This window comes from Bacillus sp. OV322, from assembly GCF_900112495.1.
Taxonomy (GTDB): Bacteria; Bacillota; Bacilli; order Bacillales; family DSM-1321; genus Peribacillus.
In genome coordinates, this window is record NZ_FOMA01000007.1 from 153,135 (window position 1) to 174,602 (window position 21,468).

At 42.2% G+C, this 21,468-nt stretch carries 18 protein-coding genes; 8 read left to right on the forward strand and 10 right to left on the reverse strand.

Annotation, left to right across the window (positions count from 1 at the left end; genetic code table 11):
• The first annotated feature begins 362 nt into the window (after window positions 1-362).
• The gene (locus BM126_RS17795; protein ID WP_090990770.1) at window positions 363-2,414 is read left to right on the forward strand and encodes a molybdopterin oxidoreductase family protein; all 2,052 of its coding nucleotides are present in this window, start codon (window positions 363-365) and stop codon (window positions 2,412-2,414) included.
• Window positions 2,415-2,494: 80 nt separating this feature from the next.
• Here the strand turns inward: BM126_RS17795 and BM126_RS17800 are convergent, their stop codons facing one another.
• The 4 genes from BM126_RS17800 to treP all read right to left on the reverse strand — a co-directional run bounded on the left by BM126_RS17800 (window position 2,495) and on the right by treP (window position 7,128).
• A complete protein-coding gene (locus BM126_RS17800; RefSeq protein WP_177201481.1) occupies window positions 2,495-3,052 on the reverse strand; it encodes a YflT domain-containing protein in 558 nt (185 codons plus the stop codon).
• Window positions 3,053-3,196: 144 nt separating this feature from the next.
• A complete protein-coding gene (treR, locus tag BM126_RS17805) occupies window positions 3,197-3,907 on the reverse strand; it encodes a trehalose operon repressor (RefSeq protein WP_090990772.1) in 711 nt (236 codons plus the stop codon).
• Between the two features lie 23 nt (window positions 3,908-3,930).
• Window positions 3,931-5,613, reverse strand: coding sequence for an alpha,alpha-phosphotrehalase (gene treC / locus BM126_RS17810; RefSeq protein ID WP_090990773.1), 1,683 nt, complete (start codon window positions 5,611-5,613; stop codon window positions 3,931-3,933).
• An 87-nt stretch (window positions 5,614-5,700) separates the two neighbouring features.
• On the reverse strand, window positions 5,701-7,128 hold the full coding sequence (gene treP, locus BM126_RS17815) for a PTS system trehalose-specific EIIBC component (RefSeq protein WP_090990774.1): 1,428 nt from the start codon (window positions 7,126-7,128) through the stop codon (window positions 5,701-5,703).
• Window positions 7,129-7,354: 226 nt separating this feature from the next.
• Between treP and BM126_RS17820 the strand changes: the two genes are divergently transcribed.
• From BM126_RS17820 to BM126_RS17845, 6 genes are all read left to right on the forward strand, one after another.
• Window positions 7,355-8,419, forward strand: coding sequence for a M20 family metallopeptidase (locus BM126_RS17820; RefSeq protein WP_090990775.1), 1,065 nt, complete (start codon window positions 7,355-7,357; stop codon window positions 8,417-8,419).
• A 1,023-nt stretch (window positions 8,420-9,442) separates the two neighbouring features.
• Entirely contained in the window at window positions 9,443-10,102 is a 660-nt protein-coding gene (locus BM126_RS23410; RefSeq protein WP_371261472.1) for a methyl-accepting chemotaxis protein, read from the forward strand.
• A 269-nt stretch (window positions 10,103-10,371) separates the two neighbouring features.
• Window positions 10,372-10,938 carry a 3D domain-containing protein gene (locus tag BM126_RS17830; protein WP_090990777.1) on the forward strand — a complete coding sequence of 189 codons (567 nt, stop codon included), beginning with the start codon at window positions 10,372-10,374 and terminating at the stop codon, window positions 10,936-10,938.
• A 126-nt stretch (window positions 10,939-11,064) separates the two neighbouring features.
• On the forward strand, window positions 11,065-11,976 hold the full coding sequence (locus tag BM126_RS17835; protein WP_090990778.1) for a ketopantoate reductase family protein: 912 nt from the start codon (window positions 11,065-11,067) through the stop codon (window positions 11,974-11,976).
• A gap of 433 nt (window positions 11,977-12,409) precedes the next feature.
• A complete protein-coding gene (locus tag BM126_RS17840; protein ID WP_090990889.1) occupies window positions 12,410-12,802 on the forward strand; it encodes a cytidine deaminase in 393 nt (130 codons plus the stop codon).
• 135 nt (window positions 12,803-12,937) lie between these two features.
• The gene (locus BM126_RS17845; protein WP_090990779.1) at window positions 12,938-13,399 is read left to right on the forward strand and encodes a GNAT family N-acetyltransferase; all 462 of its coding nucleotides are present in this window, start codon (window positions 12,938-12,940) and stop codon (window positions 13,397-13,399) included.
• 486 nt (window positions 13,400-13,885) lie between these two features.
• On the opposite strand, the gene BM126_RS17850 is transcribed toward BM126_RS17845, so the two are convergent.
• Window positions 13,886-14,986, reverse strand: a complete 1,101-nt coding sequence (locus tag BM126_RS17850; RefSeq protein ID WP_090990890.1) for an AI-2E family transporter — start codon at window positions 14,984-14,986, stop codon at window positions 13,886-13,888.
• 271 nt (window positions 14,987-15,257) lie between these two features.
• Between BM126_RS17850 and BM126_RS17855 the strand changes: the two genes are divergently transcribed.
• A complete protein-coding gene (locus tag BM126_RS17855) occupies window positions 15,258-16,676 on the forward strand; it encodes an NAD-dependent succinate-semialdehyde dehydrogenase (RefSeq protein WP_090990780.1) in 1,419 nt (472 codons plus the stop codon).
• Between the two features lie 95 nt (window positions 16,677-16,771).
• Here BM126_RS17855 and BM126_RS17860 read toward each other — a convergent pair whose 3' ends face one another.
• The 5 genes from BM126_RS17860 to BM126_RS17880 all read right to left on the reverse strand — a co-directional run bounded on the left by BM126_RS17860 (window position 16,772) and on the right by BM126_RS17880 (window position 21,157).
• Complete coding sequence (locus tag BM126_RS17860) at window positions 16,772-18,298, reverse strand: acetyl-CoA hydrolase/transferase family protein (RefSeq protein WP_090990781.1); 1,527 nt, start codon at window positions 18,296-18,298, stop codon at window positions 16,772-16,774.
• A 124-nt stretch (window positions 18,299-18,422) separates the two neighbouring features.
• On the reverse strand, window positions 18,423-19,073 hold the full coding sequence (locus BM126_RS17865; RefSeq protein WP_090990782.1) for a LytTR family DNA-binding domain-containing protein: 651 nt from the start codon (window positions 19,071-19,073) through the stop codon (window positions 18,423-18,425).
• Between the two features lie 245 nt (window positions 19,074-19,318).
• Complete coding sequence (locus BM126_RS17870; protein WP_090990783.1) at window positions 19,319-19,501, reverse strand: hypothetical protein; 183 nt, start codon at window positions 19,499-19,501, stop codon at window positions 19,319-19,321.
• 57 nt (window positions 19,502-19,558) lie between these two features.
• Window positions 19,559-19,921 (reverse strand): P-II family nitrogen regulator, encoded by a 363-nt coding sequence (locus BM126_RS17875; protein ID WP_071353261.1) that lies wholly within the window; start codon window positions 19,919-19,921, stop codon window positions 19,559-19,561.
• 12 nt (window positions 19,922-19,933) lie between these two features.
• The gene (locus BM126_RS17880; protein ID WP_090990784.1) at window positions 19,934-21,157 is read right to left on the reverse strand and encodes an ammonium transporter; all 1,224 of its coding nucleotides are present in this window, start codon (window positions 21,155-21,157) and stop codon (window positions 19,934-19,936) included.
• Window positions 21,158-21,468: the final 311 nt, after the last annotated feature.

The following is a 21,468-nucleotide window of genomic DNA, read 5'->3' on the forward strand; positions in this document are numbered from 1 at the left end:
CTATGGAATAAGGGGTTGATTTCCGCTCCAGGATGCTCGCTTTCCGCGGGGCGGGCGTTGAGCCTCCTCGGCTTTGCCTGCGGGGTCTAACCTTCCCGCTAATCTAAGCAGGAGTCTCGCACCTTACGCTCCAATCAACCTGACTTAATAATGAGATTGCCTCATAGAACTCATTAAAAATAACAATATTTAAGAAAAGAGCCTAAAAAAAAGCTCAATCAAATCTCCTTTGTAAAAGGACTTGGTTATTTCCGCCTGTGGATGAATGGAATGGATTAGTTTGACTCTAACTTGCACAGATTTAGGAAATAACTTAAGAGCAAATAGACGAAATATTCTATCAACATATAAGGAGCCGAAAAATGAATTCATATATTAATCAAAGAGATGGGATTTTTCCTTCCGTCTGTTCACTGGATTGTCCAGATCAGTGCGGTCTTCTTATCCATAAAAGGGAAGGGAAAATAATTAAAGTAGAAGGAGATCCAAAACACCCGGTCACAAAAGGAAATATTTGCAATAAAGTGCGGCATATGGCGTCACGTCTATATGATCCTAAAAGGCTTGAGTATCCAATGAAAAGGACAGGCGCCAAGGGAGAAGGGAAATTTGAACGCATCAGCTGGGAAGAAGCGATTGCAAGCATCACCTCACATTGGAAAACGCTGATCTCCGAACATGGCCCGGAAAGCATCCTGCCTTATAGCTTTTACGGAAACATGGGCAATTTAACAGCCGAGGGCATGGACCGCAGATTTTTCAACCGTTTAGGAGCAAGCAGGCTTCTCCGCTCTATTTGCAACTCTGCGGGATCGGCTGGCTATACGTATACAATGGGGGGATCTTTTGGCATCGACCCTGAAGACACAATACACTCCAAATTAATTATTATGTGGGGAATCAATGCAGTCAGCACAAATATGCACCAGGTTGCACTGGCGCAGCAGGCGAGAAAAAATGGAGCAAAAATCATTGTCATTGATGTGCACAAAAATCAGACAGGAAAGTTTGCAGATTGGTTCATTCCCATTCACCCAGGTACAGATACCGCTCTCGCACTTGGTATCATGCATCTATTATTCTCTGAAAATATGGCGGATATTGAGTTTCTGAAGCAGTATACAACCGGCTGGGAAGAGCTTAGCCAGCATGTTTCTCAATATGATCCCCAAACTGTTTCAGCCATCACTGGCATACCTGAAGATGACATATACAAGCTGGCAAGAATGTATGGAGAAACTTCCCCTTCCTTCATAAGGATAGGAAACGGTTTGCAGCATCATGATAATGGCGGGATGTGCATAAGGACGATTGCCTGCCTCCCTGCCATCACAGGACAATGGAGTATCAAGGGCGGCGGCGCCATCAAAGGAAATTCAGGATATCTGGCATTCAATACTGCTGCGCTGCAGCGTCCGGATTTACTGAAGGATAAACAAACCAGGACGATTAACATGAACGAGCTGGGAAAAGCCCTGCTGAATCTTGAGGAACCCGTACGGTCCCTTTTCGTATACAGTTCAAATCCTGCAATAGTAGCTCCAAATGCCAATAAAGTCAGAAAGGGCTTGATGCGGGAGGATTTATTTACTGTTGTGCATGACCTGTTTTTAACGGAAACTGCCCGGTATGCCGATATCATCCTTCCGGCATCGTCATCCTTCGAAAACACTGACTTTTTCACTTCCTATTGGCATCATTACATGCAAATTCAAAAGCCGGTAATTGAAGCTTTTGGTGAATCAAAATCAAACACAGAGGTCTTTCGTCTGCTGGCACATGGAATGGGATTTGAGGAACAGGCGTTTAAGGATAGTGACGAAGAAATGATCCGTCAGGCGCTGGATTTCCGCCAGAACCCTTACCTCGAGGGAATCACCTTTGAATCACTTGTGGAAAATGAGTTCTTGAAAGCGAAAGTCAGTCCGCTGTTCCCAGGTGAATTGCCTACACCGAGCGGGAAAATTGAGTTATTCTCCAAAGTGATGGAACGCGATGGACACCAGCCGCTTCCGGTCTATAAACCGCTGAAAGAGGATGGGGATTTGCCGTTTCTTTTTGTTCCGGCACCCAACCATAATTATTTGAATTCGACCTTTTCCAATAATGAAAAGCATGTATCTCTGGAAAAATTCCCTAGACTCCACATACACACTGAAGATGCTTTGAAGCTGGGCATCCAGGGCGGTGATGATATCAGGATCTGGAATCACCGCGGAGAATGCGTCTTAAAGGCAGCCATAGGAGAGTATGTACTGCCAGGAGTATTAGTGAGCCAGGGACTATTTGCAGATGACAGCGGAGCCCAGCAGCTCGTAAACTCACTGACCCCGGACAGGATTGCAGATATGGGAGGCGGCGCCGTTTTCTTCTCCGGCCGGGTGAACGCAGAAAAAGCAGGAGCCTTCAAATAAAAGGGAGCCCATCCCCTGACAGCTAGCGTGTGCACGAAAAGAAGGAGCTGCCTTATAAGGCAGCTCCTTCTTTTCAAATATCAATATCTTTTGGCACCGGAATTGACATCATCAACGGTTTGGTCAAAGCCTGCACGCTGATCATTTCTGTCAGGATGTACAGGATCTGTATCATATTTTTCTGTTAAACCGGAATTACTTCTCTTAGCCTTAGGATCAACAAGTACAAGCAATTTACCTGATTTCACATCAGTTTCATAGCGGTCTGCTTCATCTTCAGGAATTCCCATTCCGATAAGAGCACCTGCCAATCCTCCAGTGCCTGCACCAACAGCCGCCCCAGTTAGCGTGGCAACGATTGGGCCTGCCGCAAGAATCGGGCCTATTCCGGGAATTGCCAAGGCACCAACCCCGGCCAATAACCCGGCAGCACCGCCCAGGATTCCGCCTGTCGCAGCTCCGGCCGCCATTCCTTCTTCTGTGTTAGTTCCTGTAGATTCATTGACCATATCCACGTCATCGCGGTCCTTAGCGATGACTGAAATATCGTCCCGGTCATATCCTTGCCGTTTCAAATCTTCTACCGCACGAATTGCATCTTCACCATTATCATATACGCCTACTACTCTTTTATCCATTTTCATCAGCTCCTCTAAAAGTGTGTATGGTTATTACATACCCTTTTTAAGAAAAAACTAACATGGGATCCGAAAGGCATAATAGCGGAAGGATAACCTCGCTTTAAAAAACTGGCATTAATAAAGGGGAAATTTTCAATTCCTTTACTTTCTTCTGGCGAAATCGACAAATCTGAATTTATCCGGCCGATGGCGTGATTCCGTATACTGAAAAAGGCTTGTATCATCTAAGTAGACGAAGTTTTTTACCACAACGATATTATGAAAGCCCTCTAGATCAAGATAGCTGCGATCTTCTTCAGTCGGTGTTTCCACAGTGATTTCTTTCTTGGCAAAACTGATTGTCAAACCAAGCTCTTCTTCTATATATTCATAAATGGAATTCTGGCATATAGCTTTATTCAAAACGGGAACCATTTTCTTTACAATAAAATCTTTATCGAAAATAACCCGTTCTTTATCTATTTCCCGAACACGGTGAATTTCCCAGGCCGTATCCTCTATGGAAAGCTTTAATTGCTCCTTCAAGCTTTCATCAGGAAAAATCTCCTGCAGGATTTCCACATGCGTTTTAGCCCGGTGACCCATTCTTTTGGAAAGTTCCTTAAAACTGACCAGTCCTGAGATTGGAAAGGCAAATTTCTTCACATCCAGTACAATGGATCCCTTCCCTTGAACTTTATGAATATATCCGTCTTCAGAAAGGATTTTAAGGGCTTTCCTGATTGTTTCTCTTGATGTTTGAAAGGTATCAGCCAAGTCATTCTCAGAGGGAAGGAGCGAGCCTGCAGGCAGAGTTCCTTCCTGGATCTGATTTGATATATCCTCATATATTTTCATGAATTTATTCATCATCTAATATCACCCAGATAATCTTATCACTTCTTCTTAAAATGATAAATGATAGATTCATACGGACGGAATATCATTTCTTCTGCAATAGCGGGAGCATCTTTATAATTGGATAACAGGGTGGATGCTTCAAATGCATCAGATGTCCACTCCTTACCGATAGACAGCTTTGCCTCTTTAGAATAAAAGTTATTGATAACGAGCAAAACTTCATCTTTAGACTCCCGTTTATATACAAAAAGCTCGTTATGTTCCGGATAAAGAAGTTCAAAGCTTCCTTCTGTAATAATGTCATACTTCTTGCGGAGCTTTATTAATTTTTGGTAATGATAAAACACTGAATCAGGGTCAGCCAATGCTTTTTCGGCGTTTATTCTTTTATAAGATGAAGGTACAGGCATCCAGGGAGTTCCTTCCGTAAATCCGCCATGCACTGAATCATTCCACTGTACCGGGGTTCTTGAATTGTCCCTTGATTTTTGCTTGATGATTTCCATTATACTTGCTTCAGGAAGTCCCTTTTCCTTCATAATTTCGTAATAATTAAGAGTTTCTACATCACGATAATCTTTGATGTCATTAAAATGCGGATTGGCCATCCCGAACTCTTCTCCCTGGTAAATGTATGGAGTCCCCTGCAGCATGTGGATGGAAGTTGCCAGCATTTTAGCAGATTCAACAGGATAATTTTCATCGTCCCCAAATCTTGAAACAATCCTTGGCTGATCATGGTTGCACCAGAACAGCGCATTCCACCCTCCTCCTTCCTGCATTTTTGTCTGCCAGTTTGTGAGAATGCTTTTAAGTGCAGGAAAATCCAATTCCCCAAGTGCCCATTTCTCTCCATTTGGATAATCCACTTTCAAATGATGAAAGTTAAATGTCATGCTGAGCTCCCCGCTGGCAGGATTAGAATATCTGATGCAATCTTCAATGCTTGTAGAAGACATTTCACCAACTGTCATGCTGTCATATTTGGAAAGAACCTCCGTGTTCATTTCATGAAGAAACTCATGTACCCGCGGTCCGTCCGTGTAGAATTTCCTGCCGTCTCCAGGAGCAATTGAACCATCATCATCCGGAAAATCCTGATCCTTTGAGATAAGGTTAATGACATCCAGCCGGAATCCGTCTATCCCTTTTCCAAACCAATAATGCATCATATCATAAATTTCTTTTCTCACCTTTTTATTTTCCCAATTTAAATCAGCTTGTGTTACATCAAAAAGATGAAGGTAATATTGGCCAGTTTTCTCATCAAGCTCCCAGGCAGGACCGCCGAATTTCGATATCCAATTTGCGGGTTCCCTTCCATTCGCCGGGTCTTTCCAAATGTAATACTCCCGGTATGGATTGTCCTTTGACATCCTTGATTGCCTGAACCACTCATGATCTGTCGAGGTATGGTTAACCACTAGGTCCATGATTACCTTAATGCCCCTTCCATGTGCCTCGTTCAACAGGCATTCAAAATCCTCCATCGTTCCAAACTCCTCATGAATGGCATAATAATCGCTGATATCGTAGCCATTATCCCGCTGCGGTGATTCGTAGACCGGAGTCAGCCATATTACATCGATCCCGAGTGTTTTAAGGTAATCAAGTTTATCAATAATCCCTTTTATATCACCAACACCGCTGCCGGTTGTATCATTAAAGCTTTTTGGATAAATTTGATAAACTGCTGATTTTCTCCACCATTCTTTCATTGTAAGCCACCGCCTGTTCAAAGTTATTTTCTGTATAGAATTTCAAACACCACAGAAAGAAACCTTTCTGTGGCTTTAGTGAATGCCTTATGATATAGGTTTTTGATTTCTTCTCATTTTTGCATAGAAGAAGGTTATAACAAAAGGAACAACAAGTGCAATCAGCATGCCGATTGCAAATGGGACCCATTTACTCGGTATAATTGAGAATATCCCCGGTAAGCCGCCTACTCCAATTGATGAGGCAATCGTATGGTTGACGGTAATGAATGCCCCTGCCAGAGCTGAACCAGCCATTGCTGCAAAGAATGGAAAACGGTAACGGATATTAACACCAAACATGGCAGGCTCTGTTACGCCAAGATAGGCTGACACGGCTGATGGAAATGCTAATCCCTTCAGCTTTGGATCTTTGATAGCAAACATCAGGGCAAGAGCGGCAGAGCCCTGTGCAATATTTGATAGGGCTACAATCGGCCATAGGAATGTTCCTCCGGTGCTTCCGATCAGCTGCAAATCAACGGCCAGGAATGTATGATGCATGCCTGTAATAACAAGCGGGGCATACAGTGCTCCATAAATCAAACCTCCAAGCAATGGAATATGAGAGAAAATTCCCGTAAACACAGATGTGATTCCATTAGCAATTGCAAATGTAACCGGTCCAATAACGATAAAGGATAAAAATCCTGTAACGAGCAGAGCAATTGGTGCCACTAATAAAAGCTTGAATGCGTCGGGAATTCTTTTGCTAAGGAATATTTCAATCTTCGCCAGCACAAAGGAAGCAATCAATATAGGAAGTACCTGTCCTTGATATCCAACTTTGTCGATAGTGAGACCAAATAAATGCCAAGTAGGGATTTTGCCTGCAGCTTTTGCTTCAGCGTATCCCCATGCATTAAGCAAATCAGGATGAACCAGCATTAAACCAAGGACAATCCCAAGCAGCGGGCTTCCCCCAAAACGTTTAAGCGCAGACCAGCCAATAAGGGCAGGCAAAAAAGTAAACGCTGTATTTGCAATCAAATTGATAATCCCTGCGAAGTCCTTCCACTGTGTGTAGACATCTACAATGGATTTTGTATCAAAAAAGATCCCCTTATTAGTCAGAATGTTATTAATCCCCATCAGCAAACCTGCCGTTACGATTGCAGGCAGAATTGGAATGAAAATATCTGCAAGGGTTTTTATTGCACGCTGAAGCGGATTCAGGTTTTTTTCAGCTGCCGCTTTTGTTTCTTCTTTAGAGGATGATCCGATTCCAGTTGCATCTACCATTTCCTTATATACTTCGTTGACCGTCCCCTGCCCGACGACTACCTGAAACTGGCCATTGGCAGAAAAAGAGCCTTTAACGGCATCAACTTGTTCCAGTTTCTCTTTATCCACTTTGCTTTCGTCATTTAATGCAAAACGCAGGCGCGTTACACAATGTGTAGCGGAAGCGATATTTTCCTTCCCTCCGATTGCTTCTACAATCTCGGCGGCCGTTTGATGATAATTCTTAGACATAAATCTTACCCCCCGTGTGAACGTTTACAATCCGTCTTAAAATTTATTGGCAAATGAACTTGTATATACATGATTGCCTTTTCATTCTAACTTGTATATACATATACGTCAAGAGAAAAAGAAATCGTTTTCTTTGCACTATAAGTACTTGGATATCATTTCTTTTTTATTGTTATCAGTAAAGGGTATAGTTAAAGCGGAGTGCCTTAAAAAGGAGGATATTACTTTGCTTGAAGATTTACTGAAAAAATTAATCTCTATTGACAGTTCTACTAAAGAAGGTGCAAATGAAGCGGTCGAATATTGTTCACTTTGGCTTTCAGAGCAAGGCTTGCCTGTTAGCCAGTTTGAAAATAACGGCCATAAAATGCTCGTATGCAGCATAGGCTCCGGAGAAAAAACGCTCATATTCAATGGACACGTGGATGTGGTAAGCGGAAAGCCCAATCAATTCATTCCCGAGGTCCGGGAAGGCAGATTGTACGGGCGAGGCTCTGCAGATATGAAAGCGGGAGTTGCCGCGATGATGACCGCAGCAGCTGCCTTAAAGAATCATAAACTTGGGCTGAAGATTCAGCTGCAAATAGTATCTGATGAAGAAACTGGCGGATTTAATTGCTCAGGCTATCTGGCCAAACAGGGCTATTTAGGCGACTTTGTCATTTGTGCGGAGCCGACACAGCTGGGGATCGCCCTGCAGGCAAAGGGCGTTATGCAAACCGATATTGAAATAAGCGGAAAACCTGCACACGGAAGCAGACCATGGGAGGGCATTAATGCCATCGAAAAGGCCTATGAGGTATACCAGCATATTCTCACCCTGCCTTTTACAAAGGAAAGAACCGAGCTTTACGATGGCCCATCTGTTAACCTGGCAAAAATAAAAGCTGGAGAAGTTTATAATAAGGTGCCTGACAAATGCATCATTGGCCTTGATATCCGTTATCTTCCTTCACAGAATAAGGATGAAATCATCAGGCAGATCCAAAGCATTACAGACGGAAAAGTTTCGGTCCGGATGTTCAGCCAGCCTGTGAAAACAGAAGAAAACGATCCGTACATCTCCCTGCTCCGGCCTATAGTGGAAAAATACACCACTAAGGAAGCCAGGATTTTCGGCCAGCATGGTTCAGCAGATACCGTGTTTTATGCTGCTTTTGATATTCCTGCCATTGAATTTGGGCCAAGCGGCGCTGATTGGCATGGAGATGATGAATATGTTGTTCTTGAGTCTGTAGAACTCTATAAAAATATGCTCATTGACTTTGCCAGGGAGTTCGTACACTCCTGACAACTAGATTCATACATTTTAAAACCTCTCCGTGACGGGGAGGTTTTTTTACACATCATCAGCACATTGAAAATAGATATATTTGCTTATTCAATACTATACTGACATCAATAACCCAAACTAAAGGAGTATATAACATTGAAAAACAAGAATAAAAATTTAATGATGATATATTTGACTTCTTTTACCGTCCTTTTATCCATCATGGTTCATCTCATGCATCGAAAGTTCAGCTTCCTGGCTGATTACACAGCACAAAATGGGTATGGATCATTCTCTCCTTCCATACATATCCTGCAGAATTCACTTCTCATAGTTCCAGTCATCCTGCTCGTATCTGTATTTGCCATCTACAAAAAACAGCCTTATCACCCGTCCCTGCAGCTTTTAATCATGCTGTGCCTCACCTTTAGCAGCATCAGCATTATAGCAGGAAGCGAAGGAATGACCGAATATCATTTTAGCATTTTTATGGTGCTTGCGATGATCGCTTACTTTGAATCTATTAAGTTAATCCTGATCAGCACAGCCATCTTTGCCATCCAGCATTTCACTGGATTTTTTCTATATCCTGAGCTTTTATGCGGTACAACAGATTATCATTTTTCGCTCCTGCTTGTTCACGCATTTTTCCTGATATTTTCATGCCTTGCAACCGTCCTGCTCATCCATTCAGGCAATAAATATGCACATGCAATGGAAGCCCAGAACAGGATCCATGAAAAAGCAAATAGACAGCTGCTCGACAGCCTTATTCTCAGTTCATCACGCCTATTGGAATCAGTAAGCCAAATTTCCGTAACTTCCCAGGTTACCTCAAAATCAAGCAAGGAAATTGCAGTATCCATTGAAGAAATGAATTCTGGCAGTGATGAACAGCTCGGCATCAGCACACAAAATGTACAATTGCTGAACAGCATGCTGCAAAAAGTCTCCCAAATCCGGGAAAATTCACAGCTTGTTAAAAAAACATCTCTTAAAACAAGTGAAGAAGCAAAAGCAGGACGTATCAAAGTCAATAATATGACAGGTCAGATGAACATAATTACACGGAATATGTCTACATTGACGAACTCAGTCAGCCAATTAGAAAATAGGACACAGTATATAGAACGCGCCTTAAACACTTTATCGGGCATTTCAGACCAGACTAACATGCTTGCTTTGAACGCCTCTATTGAAGCAGCACGGGCAGGGAGCTATGGCAAGGGGTTTTCCGTGGTTGCAGATGAAGTCCGCAAATTGTCACTTGAATCTGATAAGGCAGCAAAGGATATCAAGGAAATGATCTCTATGATTCATTCCGACATGAAAGAAGTAAAAAGTGATCTTGCGAAGGGCAATAGCGATCTTCAGACAGGGATATCATTAATCCTCGATACAGAGCAGGTATTTTCCCAAATTGCACAGGCCGCAGGAAGTACGGAAAGCCATGCAGAACATGCAGATACCGTATTACAGGAAATGGTCAGTGAATCCAAGCATGTGTTTGAGTCTATCGAGCATGGCAGCCATATAACAAGAGACGCACTTTTAAAAAGCAGCCATATTACTGCTGCAGCCCAAGACCAATTAAATACTGTGGAGGCACTGAATATTATAACCGGCTCACTGTCTTCTCTTTCACTGCAAATGAATTCTATTATTGAAGATATAGATGTAAGAATTGAACAAGAGGTATAATTTCAGAAAGCTTCAGGCAAACGCCGGGGCTTTGTTTGATGTGTCAAGCAGATTTCGCGTAATATTCACGGGAATTTTTCCCGGTGATATTAGCAAAAAACCTCATTTTATGCATAAAGATGATTTTAAAGATACATAGTTTTCCATATATTACAGTTTTTAAACCTAAGTCTTTGTTTTGTAACAAAAATAGCAACCCATTGAAACATAATTGTCATATTAACCTGTTATGATAAGTTAACGATTTAGTACAAAGGAGATCAAAACGTTTGAAAAAACTACTATTATATATCACTGGCGCATGTTTCCTAGTATTCGGTTTTTCAGGAGTAGCTTCAGCAAATACATATCATGTAAAAAAAGGAGATACACTTTGGAAGATTGCACATAACCATAAAGTATCTGTCAGCCAGCTTAAAAGCTGGAATAAGCTTTCGAAAGACATCATCAAACCAAACCAGGTTCTGCAGGTATCACCTAAATCAGGCACAAAGGCAAAAACGGTAAAAAAACCGACAGCAAAAAAGGCTGTTAAGGCCGCAGCCTACAAAACCATCACAGTCAGGGCTACTGCTTATACCGCAACATGCCGCGGCTGCAGCGGCATTACATCAACTGGATTGAATTTAAAGAAGAACCCTTCCATTAAAGCAATATCTGTTGATCCTAGGGTCATTCCTCTTGGTTCCAAAGTATATGTTGAAGGATACGGGTACGCAGTCGCAGCAGATAAAGGCAGCTCAATAAAAGGCAACAAAATTGATATCTTTGTCTCTTCAAAGTCAAAAGCAATTCAATGGGGCGTTAAATACGTTAAAGTAAAAGTTTATCGTTAAAGTAAAAAGCCGGGCTTAACAGTAGCCCGGCTTTTTTTCGGGTAAATAAGTTTTTACATTTTTCTTAATTTTGTTAAAATTAAACTGGGCTGTTATAGCCAAATTAAAGGATGAGAGGTGCTTACTTTGAATATTGCCGTATTGGGAGCCGGGGCATTAGGAGCTTATTATGGGGCCAGGCTGCAGGCTGCCGGCCAGAATGTAACTTTTTTAGTCAGGCAAAAACGGGCACAGCAGCTTTCTGAACATGGATTGTATATAACCAGCACGCATGGAAACTATGTTTTTAACAATCTGCAATTTACAGAGAATGTACAGGATATCGAAATGCCTGATTTGGTCATCGTTGCCTTGAAAGGCTACCATTTAAAGGCCGCTCTCCCCTCGTTAAAAGCTCTCGCAGAAAAAGGCGCTAAGATTCTTCCGCTTTTAAACGGGATCGAGCATATTTCTATTCTCCAAGCTGAGCTGCAGGAAGAAGCTGTCTTGGGCGGCAGCGCATACATCATCGCTACTTTGGATGAGAAAGGCCACGTTGTTCATACCAGCAGCCAGCACGATCTCGTATTTGGCCCTCTGCATCACTCACAGAACGAAATATGCCGCGAGCTGGATTCTATTTTAACAGGGGCCAATCTCAATGGAAAGCTCACTGACAGCATCTTAGATGAAATGTGGAACAAATATATGTTTATTACAGCGTTTTCTGGAGTGACTACTGCGTTAAATCTTCCAATTGGCACCATTCGAAAATATCCCGAAACCTTTGAACTGCTAACAAGGGTCCTGGAAGAAATGCGTTCTCTTGCTGAAGCAAACGGCATCTCCATCAGCAGCGATAAAGTCGGGCAGGCCCTCGAACAATTTAGGAGACTTCCAGATGGGGCCACCTCCTCTATGCATCAAGACAGAAGAAAATGGCTGACTCTTGAATTGGAACATATCCAGGGAGGGGCATTGAGGCTCGCGGAAAGAACGGGCATCAGACTTCCTGTCACAGAAATTTTATATAGCATCATCAAGCCTTTTGAAAATTAAGGACCTGATCGCGTCGGTGACTGAACACCTTTCCATTTCTGAGATTGAAACTAGATTGATTGCTGTCTTGCTATCATAAAAAACACCCGTTTCTATAAGATGGTTTTCATTAAACTAATAGGCCGAATTGGCAAGAAAATTCTATTAGATTCTGTTAAATTTAAAGCTAAAGGACTTGGGGCGAGGATGAATGAACATTGAACAAAGACTATACCAAGCTGCTATTGAATTGATAAAAAAAGGCTCTTTTCTTAAAGAAAGTTTATTTAATTTGTTATGTGAGGCGTTCCCATTGTCAAATCAGGTTGATTGGAGCGTAAGGTGCGAGACTCCTGCGGGATGAGCAGAACTGGTGAGACCCCGCAGGCGTAGCCGAGGAGGCTCACCGGCTGCCCCGCGGAAAGCGAGCATCCTGGAGCGGAAATCAACCACCTTGTTTCATAGCAACAAAGTTTACGAAAACAGCCTAAAAAAAAGATACCCTTTTGGCTGGAGCGGTGCAGCAGCTATGTATACGGAAGATGGTGAAATTTTCACAAGCGTTGCTCCTGAGGTTATCAATGCATCGACAGAATTGTGTATTGAAACTGGGGCGATCCTTGAAGCTCATAAGCATAATAAAAAAGTAACTCATTCTGTTTGTGTAGTAAGAGATGACGAAAAGGCTGAATTTAAAGTTTTAACACCTTGTGGGGTTTGTCAAGAAAGGCTGCTTTATTGGGGTCCTAATTTAAAAGCAGCAATTACTAACTCAGGTGAGAAGCTTGAATATAAAACACTGAAGGAAATACAACCATTTCATTGGTCTAAAGCCTATAATATTTAGCATCTTTCTTAGACCTTTTAAGTAGGCTCTGGTATTCCGGGGTCTTTTTCTTAGTTACAATGAACAAAAGAATCATAATGTCCCACATTTGGTTTCACTTAATAATAATAAAAATAATAATTGAGAGGTGATGAAATGTTCATTTGGAAAACATGTGATTATGATACCATTCTTTACGAAATGGCTGTAATGAACTCCAACCCTGAATTTGTTAAGCTTTCTGAAGATAAGTCTTTTTTAACAAAAGAGGATATCTTGGCAGAACATGAAGAAGAAATCGAGAAGGAACGATATCTGATTTTGGAAAATGAAAATCCCGCAGCCATTGCTGATTTCATTATGTGTAACCCTCGTGATAAAAACCCCTGGCTGGGACTATTTATTCTACATAAAAATTATCAAAAAAAAGGATATGCAGTGCAGATTTATCAGCATTATGAAGATTTGATGAAGCTGCGGAATGTGGCAGAAGTTCATTTAGGCTGTTTTGCTGCAAATGCTGTTGGACTGGAATTCTGGGCCAAACGAGGCTTCGCTGTTTATGAAGAAAGAGATTATCGGGGCAAATTGTTAATGGTTATGAAAAAGAAGCTGTAAAATAGGATGACTGTCCTGGCCTTTTGCGGATGGTGCATTTAACCTCAAAAGCATGGAAATATCTTAAATAATTTAGGGAGACCCTGTTTTTTCATGTTCACTGAAAATTCGCCGATTTTTTGCTCTCCTGGTAGACCTGCATACAAAAAATCTTTTGGAACAAGTACAAATTTTTTATATTCACAAGGTCCCACCCTATTTTTGCCTCACCTGCTTCAGTTTTTTATATTAAAAGTGTATATGTTCATGGCTCCTGGCATTTCTCACTATTAAAATAGCAGGCATCTTTCTGTTTTGGTTAGAATGCAGCGCAAAATGCAGGACTCCAGCGGGATATATGAGCACCCGCAGGCGCAGCTGAGAAGGCTCACCGCCCTCCCCGCGGAAACCGAGCATCATGGAACGGGGATCAACCGCCTTGTTCCTCAGCAACATAATTTACGAAAAAAGCCTAAAAAAAAGGCTTTGCTGTATTCAGCAAGGCCTTCACTCTTCAAGGACAACTTTAGATCTTTTCTTCAATGCAATAAACCTGACAATGTTCAGAACAATTGTTTTTGTGACAGAATAGGCTGGAACTGCAAGGATCATGCCTAAAATGCCTGCAATATTTCCGGCAACAAGCAATAAAATAATGATGGTGAGCGGATGGGTATTCAATTTCTTGCCGATGACCAATGGCGAAATGAAATTTCCATCCAGCTGCTGAACGACGGCTACGACAACGATGACCAGCAGGGCCTGTGTAGGCGAATGCAGCAGCCCCACTATGACTGCCGGTGCTGCACCGATGAATGGGCCGACATAAGGGATAATGTTTGTAACTGCGCCGATGATGGCAAATAAAATGGCATACGGCAGTCCAACGGCCAAATAGCCGATAAATGTGGCAATTCCTACAAACAAGCAAACAAGAAGCTGCCCTTGAATATAAGTCGCCAGAGTTTCAGATGTTTCTTCAAGAATGACTAGTCCTTCTTTTTGATAAGAAGATGGAACAAATTTCATGATGGCCTGCGGCAGCTTGCTCCCATCCTTAAGCATATAAAACAAAACAAAAGGAACAGTTGCGACTATTAAGGTAATATTGGTCACTACACTCAAAATGGATGACAGGCTGTTGGAAATATTGCCCGGAAGCTGTGTAGCATATCTTTGCAGAGCTGTTTCTACTTTATCAAGAGAAACATATTCCTGCTGCATTCCCCATTTGAACCAGCTTGAATGTGAAAATTGATCAGTCAGCTGCCTAAGCTCCTGAATATAAGCTGGCACGTTATTTACAAGCTCAGTAATCTGTCTCGACAATGGCGGCCCCACAAGTGCAGCAAGCAATCCAATAAGTCCAATAAATACGACATATATCAATAATATCGCTGCATTTCTTGGGATTTTCCTGTTAACCAGGAACTTGACAACCGGATTAAACATGAAGTAAAGGAAACCCGATATCAGTATCGGGAAAAAAAGCGTCGAAATGAATATGACAACCGGTTCAAAGAAAAAAGAAATTTTTGTGCTGACATAAATCAGGACAGAAATCATTAAAAGCTCAAATGTCCAAAAGTGGAGCTTTGATTTGAACAAAAAATCCCCTCCGCTCGCTTTAAATTTCAAATGGCAAACCTCACTATATGTATATAGTAACTATACTTGATATCTGTTTGCCTGAAAAGGGAAATTGCAGTTTAAGCAAAACACAGGGACCTAGCCTGCATTGCAGAATAAAAATGCGGGATATAAAAAGGAATAGGCTTCATACAGGCAGAAGATTTAAGAGATAAGACAAAGTTGTATATAATAGAAAAAAAAGCGTATGCACCTGCGGCGACGCCACTTTATTCGGGGAGGTTTTTTTATGAAAAAGTATGGTTTGTATATCAACGGAGAATGGTCCGATTTTGGACTGCCGGAAATTGAAGTAAAAAACCCGGCGACGGATGAAGTGATTGCCACTGTTCCTAATGGCGGCACCAACGAAGCTAAAAAGGCAGCTGACGCAGCTTATGAGGCCTTCAAAAGCTGGTCTGCCCTCTCAGCCTACGAACGATCTGAACTGCTGTCAAAGTGGCATCGTTTGATTGAGGATAACAAAGAAGAATTAGGCCGTGTTATGACGGCGGAACAAGGCAAGCCGCTTAAGGAAGCAATAGGAGAAATGAGCTATGCGAATGGTTTTATTTCCTGGTATGCCGAAGAAGGAAAACGGGTTTATGGCGAAATGATTCCAGCATCTGCCCAGAATAAGCGGCTCTTTGTAACAAAGCAGCCAGTAGGTGTGGTTGCCGTTATTACACCATGGAATTTTCCGGCGGCCATGATTACCCGCAAGGTAGCTCCAGCACTGGCTACCGGATGTACAGTCGTAATCAAGCCGGCCGGCCTGACCCCTCTTACTGCCCTAAAAATGGCTGAACTGGCTGAAGAAGCGGGCATACCCAAAGGCGTCATTAATGTAGTGACAGGGAAGTCAAAAGAAATCGGAAATGCCTGGATGGAGGATGAACGGGTCAGGAAGCTTACGTTTACAGGTTCAACCGAAGTAGGCAAGGAATTGATGAAAGGATCAGCCGAAACGGTCAAGAAAATTTCCCTGGAGCTTGGCGGCCATGCTCCTGCAATAGTAATAGAAGATGCGGATCTTGATAAGGCAGCAGATGGTGTAATCAGCTCAAAATTCCGCAATGCAGGCCAGACCTGCGTTTGTTCCAACAGGATTTATGTTCATGAAAATATTTACCAAGCTTTCATTGAAAAATTGCTGCCAAAAGTCAAGGCCCTTAAGATCGGCAACGGTATGGAAGAAGGCGTCGAGATTGGCCCGCTGATTGATGAACATGCAGTAAAAAAAGTCCAAAGGCATATAGATGATGCCATCAGTCTTGGAGCCAAGCTGGAAACAGGAGGGAAATCCAAGGGAGGGCTTTATATGGAGCCTACAGTAATCTCCAATATAAACGATGATATGCTTTGTATGCATGAAGAAACGTTCGGCCCCCTTCTTCCAATTGCAACATTTACAACAGAAGAAGAAGCCATAGAGCGTGCCAACAATTCTATATTTGGACTGGCCGCTTACGTTTTCACTGAAAATATTACCCGCGGGATCAAGGTTTGCGAAGCCCTTGAATTTGGAATCGTCGGCTTAAACGATGGCCTTCCATCCACTCCGCAGGCACCATTTGGCGGTTTCAAACAAAGCGGGCTCGGACGCGAAGGCGGGCACCACGGAATTGAAGAGTACCTTGAAGTAAAGTATATTTCTCTCGGTCTATAAAAAACTTTATCATGACAAAAACCAGCAGGCTTAAACAATTCTGCTGGTTTTTTTGTATGCCGCTCCTATATTAGGGGAATTGCCCTTTATGCCACTTATGTAAGCTGCAGTTTTTGGGCTTCTTCTTTAAGCATCGTTCCATTAATTGAATAATTAGTATGCCATGAAAATGCCTTTTCAAGCACATGCGGGGTTTGGCCCCCGCTCTCCAATGCTTCCGCAAAGTAGCTGTGAAGCTGCTTGCGGTACATGGGGTGTGCACAATTTTCTATAATAAGAGACACTTTTTCTTTTGGGGCCAGTCCTCTTAAGTCCGCATATCCCTGTTCCGTAACGAGAATATCCACATCATGTTCGGTATGATCAATATGTGAAGCAAATGGTACAATGCTTGAAATTTTCCCATTTTTAGCAATAGATTTCGTAACAAAAATGCCGAGACGGGAATTTCGGGCAAAGTCACCTGAACCTCCTATTCCATTCATCATTTTAGTACCACAGACATGGGTGGAATTAACATTGCCGTAGATGTCCGCTTCCAAAGCAGTATTAATAGAAATCAAGCCAAGCCTTCTGATAATTTCAGGATGATTGGAAATCTCCTGAGGTCTAAGAACAAGCTTGTCCCGGTATCGGTCCATATTGCTGTAGACTTCTTTCATTTTTTCCTCAGAGAGAGTAATTGAGCAGCCCGAAGCAAACTTTACTTTCCCTGCATCCAAAAGGTCAAAGACAGAATCCTGCAGCACTTCTGAATACACTTCTAAATCGGTGAATTCCGATTCCAGCAATCCGTGGAATACAGCATTTGCAACAGTCCCGATTCCTGACTGAAGCGGCGCCAGGCTTTTTGTCAGCCTTCCCTGCCTGATTTCCAGGCGCAGAAAGTCAATTAAATGACTGGCAATCATGGCGGTCTCCGGATCAGGGGGGACAATATTAGAAGGAGAGTCGGGCTGATTAGTAATCACGATCCCTTTAATTTTCCCGATTTCGACTTTGATTCCCTTGCTGCCGATGATATCGTTCACCTTCGTCACTCCAATAGGCTGGCGCTCACCCTGCTTTGACGGCGAATATATATCATGAATTCCCTCAAGCCCTGTGGGATGGGCCAAATTTAATTCAACAATGACCTCTTTTGCTTTTTCTGCAAAAATAGAGGAATTCCCAACAGAAGTCGTCGGAATGATCATACCATCTTCAGTTATGGAAAGAGCTTCTACAATCGCAAAGTCAATGGGCTGCAAAATATCACCGCGGATCATTTCAGCTGTATGTGACAAATGCTGATCAACATACATCATTTCTCCCTGGTTTATTTTTTGCCGCATGGAGGAATCCGCCTGGAAAGGAAGCCGTTTATTAATAATACCTGCTTCAGCCATGAAACGATCAACATCAGAACCTAAAGATGCGCCTGTGTATACATTCACTTTCAGCGGTTCGTTTCTTGAGCGTTCCACTAAAGCCAAAGGTATTGCTTTTGCATCTCCCGCACGTGTAAAGCCGCTCAATCCCAGTGTCATCCCATCTTTAATCCATGAAGCGGCCTGCTCAGCAGTTACCACCTTATTCAATAAATCGTGATTCCTAATCAGTTTAGAAATGTTCCCTTCCATATGTATCCCCCATTCCGGCTTTTCTTTCTATATTACCAACCAGGAATAGTATCCTCACCCGTTTTGGAATGAAAAGCCTTAATTAAGGGATAAAGCAGAAAAAAACCCGCCTTACACAGAGCATCTAAAAACCAAGTGCCCGCCTGAACTGACTGGCGTAGGTCTGGCTGACTTGGATTCTAGTAGCATCCTTCATCACAAGTAAGAAAGTCGAGTGGAAATCCGGCAAGATTTCTTCAATAAAATGGATATTCACAATATAAGAGCGATGGACTCTTATGAATAATTCATTTGGCAAAAACCATTCAATTTCACTCAAATTCAGTTTATGCGATCCGCTGATCCGCTTTGAAACAACGCTTGTCTTTCGATTCTGGGCTTCGAGGTACATAACCTCCCCGTATGGAACCGGTATCCACCGGTCAATGGTTTTAATAGTCAAAAAAGATGAAGGCATGAAAGAAGGCTTTGATGGCAAGATGGCTGTAACAACGCCTCTTGTGCTTCCATTGTCAAGGATTGGAACAGACATCCCGTAATAGGGAACACCGAATCCATTTCTCTCAATGAATTCGGACGTTTTTTTGTGTACGGTCAATGCCTTATATGTCACTGTATCTTCACTTACTCTGTCACCTGGCCTAATTTTTAAATCAACCTTTTTGCTCGGCTGATAGTATATAAAATTTTGATCATTCGCCACTGCAATCGAGGTATCTTTCGGAAAGAATTCACTGATTACATTCATTACAGACGACATTGTAAATGGATCCATGAAAATCACCTCGGGTTATTTTGTAAAAAAGAAACTGCAAGCCCGATTGCCCGTGCCTGCCCTATAAAGTACAGTGCTATTTTACATCCTTTTTAATAGGAAGAAAACCATAACAGCATTTTTTGCAATAATAAGGCTGCATTGTCCTCATGTCCGTCTCATGCGATGAAGATTTACTTCCGCCGGCTTCAATTAGTCCCTAAAAAAAAAGCGTTCCTGTTAACAGAACGCCGTTCAAAGCAGCTTCAGCTATTATTCTCTTTGTCATTTACTGATTTAACAGGTCGATATTTCAATATTTCTTCAAGGTTTTTCAGCGGCAAATTGGATAAATACATTCTGTCAGATGCTTGATATGCATTCTCTGCAATAAGGATATTAATGATTCTATGTTTCTTAGCCTCAATAATCTTCACCAGTCTCCCCATTTTATACCTCCTGCTTATCATAAACTTCCCAAAGCATCAGAGAATGGCCATCCGCTGTCAGTTTTCATTTTTCAATGCCGCATGCCCTTCATCTCCTGTGCGTATTTTGATAACATTTGAAAGCTCATAAATAAAGATTTTTCCGTCACCAGGCTTTCCTGTATTCAATAACTTCCGGGCAAGATCCACAACATCACTTACAGGCACTTCGCATACCACAATTTCTATCTTTATGCGGTCATGAAGAGTAATTTCGCGCTTTACCCCCCTATAGGACTCAATGAAGCCTTTTTGAAGGCCTGTTCCCTTCACTTCAGAAACAGTAATACCGCTCACGCCAATCTTGGCAAGTTCCTTTTTAAATGACTCGAACTGCCCGGGACGAGTAATAATATCTATTTTAGTCAGGATATCCCCCATGCTTCCGCCTCCTTATATTGATTCGTGATAAGCTTTTTCACCATGCAGAGTTATATCTAGCCCCAGTGATTCTTCTTCCTCATTAACCCTAATCGGCATAAATACATGTATGGCTTTTGCGATAATGAATGTAAGCACAGCTACAAATATATAAGTAGCAGCAATAGCCGCCAGCTGTTTCCAAAGAAGTCCTGCATCACCATAAAAAAGTCCGTCAGCCCCGGCTGTATTTACCTTAGTTGTCGCAAACAGCCCCGTTGCGATGCCTCCCCAAGTGCCGCCCACTCCGTGTAATCCGAAGGCATCAAGAGAATCATCGTATCCAAGCTTTCTCTTAAGGAAAAAGACTCCCCAGAAACAAATGGCCCCGCCAATCAATCCAATGATAATTGAAGCGCCAGGTGTAACAAAACCGCAGGCAGGTGTAATGGCAACAAGCCCGGCAATAGCTCCCGAAAGTGCTCCAAGCATGGTCGGTTTTTTGTTTATGATATATTCCACCAAAAGCCAGCCCAGGATCCCAGCTGAAGCTGCAATGGCGGTATTCACGAAAACAGTCATCGCTACATCATTAATAGTTAAAGCACTTCCTACATTAAATCCATACCATCCAAACCATATTAACGTTGCCCCTAAAAATGTCAAAGGAAGATTGTGCGGGGAACTAACATTAGAACCCTTCCTTTTCCCAAGAAGGATGGCTAGAACCAGCCCTGTCACCCCAGATGAAATATGAACGACGTTCCCCCCTGCAAAATCAAGCGTGCCCAGTTCACGAAGCCAGCCCCCTGCTCCCCATACCCAGTGAGCAACTGGAGCATACACCAATAGAGACCAGAATATGGAGAAAATAAGAAATGCTGAAAATTTCATACGCTCAGCTATTCCCCCTGATATAATGGAAACCGTAAGGACAGCAAAAGTCATCTGGAACATCATAAATAAATTATGCGGTATGGTTGCACTATAATCCGGATTTGGTTTAAATGTTACCCCTTTTAGCCCAGCCCAATCCAAATTGCCAAAGAATGCATTGCCTCCCGCAGAAAACGATATAGAGTACCCCGCAAGCACCCATAGAATCGATACCACCGCAATGGGCATGTAGCTATGCATTGCTGTGCTCAGTACATTCTTGCTTTTAACCATTCCTCCATAAAACAATGCAATGCCTGGTGTCATAACCCAAACCAGTAAAGTAGCTAAAAACATAAAAACTGTATCGCCCATTTGCATATTTTCATTCCCCCGTTTTGTTGATTGATGTTAGATTTTATAACATGTATTCTAATATGTTTATTATCTTATTACGTAAACAGGAAAAATACAATGAATTTTTAGATTTTTTTAAAAAATATGTTATATAACCTTACATCTAATTTAAAGACTCTTTTCTTATAGTTTGTTGTTTTTTCATCAATTCTGTGAGGGGATCACATTGAGGTCGATTGGAGAGAAAGGTGATTAGCGGGATGGCATCCTGAAGACACTTGTTCAACCAAGTTTAGAAACAGCAGAATTAACAAAAGGCATCCTCCGAAGAGAAT